This is a genomic window from Herbaspirillum lusitanum P6-12, from assembly GCF_000256565.1.
Taxonomy (GTDB): Bacteria; Pseudomonadota; Gammaproteobacteria; order Burkholderiales; family Burkholderiaceae_D; genus Herbaspirillum; species Herbaspirillum lusitanum.
Genome location: NZ_AJHH01000763.1, coordinates 1 through 3,655 on the forward strand (window position 1 = coordinate 1; position 3,655 = coordinate 3,655).

Sequence of the window (3,655 nt, forward strand, 5' to 3'; positions counted from 1 at the left end):
AAGTCGCCGGCCGAATCGAAGGCGCCTTGGGATTACCTGAAATTGCTGTCGACCATTCCCGCGCAACAAGCCTTCCGTCCGATGGACGCCGCCTGCCCGCTGGTCAAATAATTTTCCGGGAGCCGCGTTCTTACGCTGCGCGTTTGATACGACCTCCCGTTTCTTCTTCATCACTATGGAAAATGCATCATGAGCCAAGCCAACATTCCTAACGTTCCCCTCTACATCAACGGCGAACACGTCCAGTCGACTTCGAAAGAATGGCGCGACGTGATCAATCCGGCCACGCAGGAAGTCGTCGCACGCGTGCCGTTCGCAACCAAAGAGGAAGTCGATCGCGCCGTCGCCAATGCCAAGGAAGCGTTCAAGACCTGGCGCAACACTTCGCTGGCCCAGCGTATGCGCATCATGCTCAAGTTCCAGCAACTGCTGCGCGACAATATCGCACCGCTGGCCGAGATGATCACGCGCGAACACGGCAAGACCCTGCCGGACGCCGAGGGCGAAGTCATGCGCGGCCTCGAAGTGGTCGAACACGCCTGCTCGATCACCTCACTGCAACTGGGCGAGCTGGCCGAGAACGTGGCCGGCGGCGTCGACGTCTACACCATTCACCAGCCGATCGGCGTAGGCGCCGGCATCACCGCGTTCAACTTCCCGGTGATGCTGCCTTGCTTCATGTTCCCGATCTCGGTCGCCTGCGGCAACACCTTCGTGCTGAAGCCGTCCGAACAGGATCCGACTTCGTCGCTGTTCCTGGTCGAGCTGGCCAACAAGGCCGGCTTGCCGCCGGGCGTGCTGAACGTGGTGCATGGCGGTCCTGAAGTGGCCAACATGATCTGCGACCATCCCGACATCAAGGCCGTGTCCTTCATCGGTTCGACCAACGTCGGCACCCACATCTACCGCCGCGCCAGCGAAGCCGGCAAGCGCGCACAATGCATGATGGGCGCCAAGAACCACTGCATCGTGCTGCCTGACGCACCCAAGGATCAAGCGATCAACAACCTGCTGGGCGCGGCATTCGGCGCCGCGGGTCAACGCTGCATGGCGAATTCGGTGGTGGTCCTGGTCGGCAAGACCAAGGAATGGATCCCGGAAATCGTCGAGCGCTCCAAGGCGATGAAAGTCGGTCCGGGCAGCGATCGCAAGGCCGATGTCGGCCCGCTGGTGTCCAAGGCCGCCAAGGAACGCGTCGAGCGCCTGATCGGCGTCGGCGTGGAGCAGGGCGCCAAGCTGCTGCTCGACGGCCGCAACTGCAAGGTGCCGGGCAACGAGTCCGGCAACTTCGTCGGCCCGACCGTGTTCACCGGCGTCAAGGCCGGCATGGATATCTACGAACAGGAAATCTTCGGACCGGCGATGTGCATCGTCGAAGTCGAAACCCTGGACGACGCCATCGCCTTCATCAATGCCAATCCGAACGGCAACGGCACCTCGATCTTCACTTCGTCCGGTTGGGCGGCGCGCAAGTTCCAGAACGAAATCGACGTCGGCCAGGTCGGTATCAACGTGCCGATTCCGGTGCCAGTGGCGTACTTCAGCTTCACCGGTTCGCGCGCGTCCAAGCTCGGCGACCTCGGCCCGAACGGCAAGCAGGCGGTGCTGTTCTGGACCCAGACCAAGACCGTGACGGCGCGCTGGTATGCACCGGATGAAGAAGCCGGCCAGGTCAACACCACGATCTCGCTGAAGTAAGCAGCCAAAGACAACGACCAAGAGGAGAACAACATGAGCGCCGATATCGTTTTCATTGGCCTGGGCAACATGGGTTTGCCCATGGCGCAGAACCTGGTCAAGGCGGGTTATTCGGTCAGCGGGCATGACCTGGTCAAGGCCAGCGTCGACAAGCTGGTCGAGAGCGGCGGCGTCACCGAAGCCGACGCCATGGCTGCGGTGGCCAAAGCCAAGGTCGTCATCACCATGCTGCCGGCCAGCAAGCACGTCGAATCGATTTACCTCGGCGACAAGGGCATCCTGGCCAATATCAAGCCCGGCACCTTGCTGATCGACTGCTCGACCATCGCTCCGGAAAGCGCCCGCATGGTCGCCGCCGCCGCGCTGGAAAAAGGCTACACCATGCTGGATGCGCCGGTCTCCGGCGGCACCGGCGGCGCCACCGCCGGCACGCTGACCTTCATGGTCGGCGGCACCGACGACGGCTTCGGTCTCGCCAAGCCGTATCTCGAAAAGATGGGCAAGGCGATCTACCACGCCGGCGCCAGCGGCAGCGGCCAGACCGTCAAGGTGTGCAACAACATGTTGCTGGGCATCCTGATGATCGGCACCTCCGAAGCGATCCGCCTCGGCATCGCCAACGGCATGGACCCCAAGGTCCTGTCGGAAGTGATGTCCAAGAGTTCGGGCCGCAACTGGACGCTGGAAGTCTACAATCCTTGCCCCGGCGTGATGGAAAACGCGCCGGCATCGAAAGGCTACGCCGGCGGTTTCGGCGTCGACCTGATGCTCAAGGACCTGGGCCTGGCCGTGGAGAACGCACTGGCCACCGGCAGCAGCGTGCCGATGGGCGCATTGGCGCGCAATCTGTACGACATCCACAGCAAGTCGGGGTCCGGCGGACTGGATTTTTCCAGCGTGTTCAACATGCTGGCGAAGGCGAAGTAACGGGGGAGTTGTTGCTGCTTTACCGGGAGTCGTGGCGGGGGAAACGACACGACTTGCAGTCTCCAATTCAGCGCGGATTCATCCGCGTCGTTATCGACGCCGTCTTCATGAGAAGCAATGAAGGATCACTTCTTCATTTCATCCTCGATGTGGGCTTTCACGATCGAGGCGAAATCGCTGTCCGCAGTGAAACCCAGCGCCTTGGCGCGCTTGGCTTCAAAGCTGCCGGGCCAGGAGTTGACGATGCGTTTGATGGCTTCGTCTTCCTTCCATTCGATCAGCTTGACGACGTCGGCGCCGGCAACCTGCTCCAGCGCATCGACCATCTGGCGTACGGAAACCGACAGGCCGTCGATGCTCAGGAAGCGCGCCAGGCCGAGATCGGCGCCGTTGATTTCGTGACCGTGGATCAGGTTGTCGATGGCCTTGCGCGGCGACATCAGCCACATGCGCGTGTCGGGCGCGACCGGGCAGACCGAAGGCTGGCCGTTGAGCGGTTCGCGGATGATGCCGCTGGCGAAGCTCGATGCGGCCTTGTTGGGGGCGCCGGGGCGCACCGAAATGGTCGGCATGCGCAGCGCGCGGCCGTCGATGTAGTCCTTGCGGCTGTAATCGTTGATCAGCAATTCTCCCATCACCTTTTGTGCGCCGTAAGAGCTTTGCGGCATCAGCAGCGCGTTGTCGGGAACTTGCGCCGGCAGGTCGCCGCCGAACACCGCCACCGAGCTGGTGAAGACCACGCGCGGCTTGGTGCCGAGCGCGCGGGCGCGTTCCAGGATGATGCGGGTGGCGTCGAAATTGATCTTCATGCCGAGTTCGAAATCGGCTTCGGCCTGGCCGCTGACGATGGCCGCCAGATGGAAGATCGATTGCGTGTCCCTGGTGATGGCGCGTTCGATCACGGCAGCGTCGGCAATGTCGCCGACCACTGCTTCAATGCGTGCATCGTCGAAACCTTGTGCGGCGACGACGTCGAGCAGGGTGATGCGGCTGATGGTTTGCTGCTTGCCGTCGCTGCCGGTCAGCTGAC

3 protein-coding genes are annotated in these 3,655 nt (G+C 62.4%); 2 read left to right on the forward strand and 1 reads right to left on the reverse strand.

Annotation, left to right across the window (positions count from 1 at the left end; all coding sequences use genetic code 11):
- The first annotated feature begins 189 nt into the window (after positions 1-189).
- Positions 190-1,698, forward strand: coding sequence for a CoA-acylating methylmalonate-semialdehyde dehydrogenase (locus HLUSI_RS0124625; protein ID WP_016836465.1), 1,509 nt, complete (start codon positions 190-192; stop codon positions 1,696-1,698).
- A gap of 33 nt (positions 1,699-1,731) precedes the next feature.
- On the forward strand, positions 1,732-2,625 hold the full coding sequence (gene mmsB / locus HLUSI_RS0124630) for a 3-hydroxyisobutyrate dehydrogenase (RefSeq protein WP_016836466.1): 894 nt from the start codon (positions 1,732-1,734) through the stop codon (positions 2,623-2,625).
- 125 nt (positions 2,626-2,750) lie between these two features.
- On the opposite strand, the gene denD is transcribed toward mmsB, so the two are convergent.
- A partial coding sequence (gene denD / locus HLUSI_RS0124635) for a D-erythronate dehydrogenase (RefSeq protein ID WP_016836467.1) occupies positions 2,751-3,655 on the reverse strand: 905 nt, incomplete at its 5' end.

Coding starts and splice junctions, on each gene's coding strand:
- HLUSI_RS0124625 (WP_016836465.1), top strand. CDS start 190: ATGAGCCAAGCCAACATTCCTAACGTTCCCCTCTACATCAACGGCGAA.
- mmsB (WP_016836466.1), top strand. CDS start 1,732: ATGAGCGCCGATATCGTTTTCATTGGCCTGGGCAACATGGGTTTGCCC.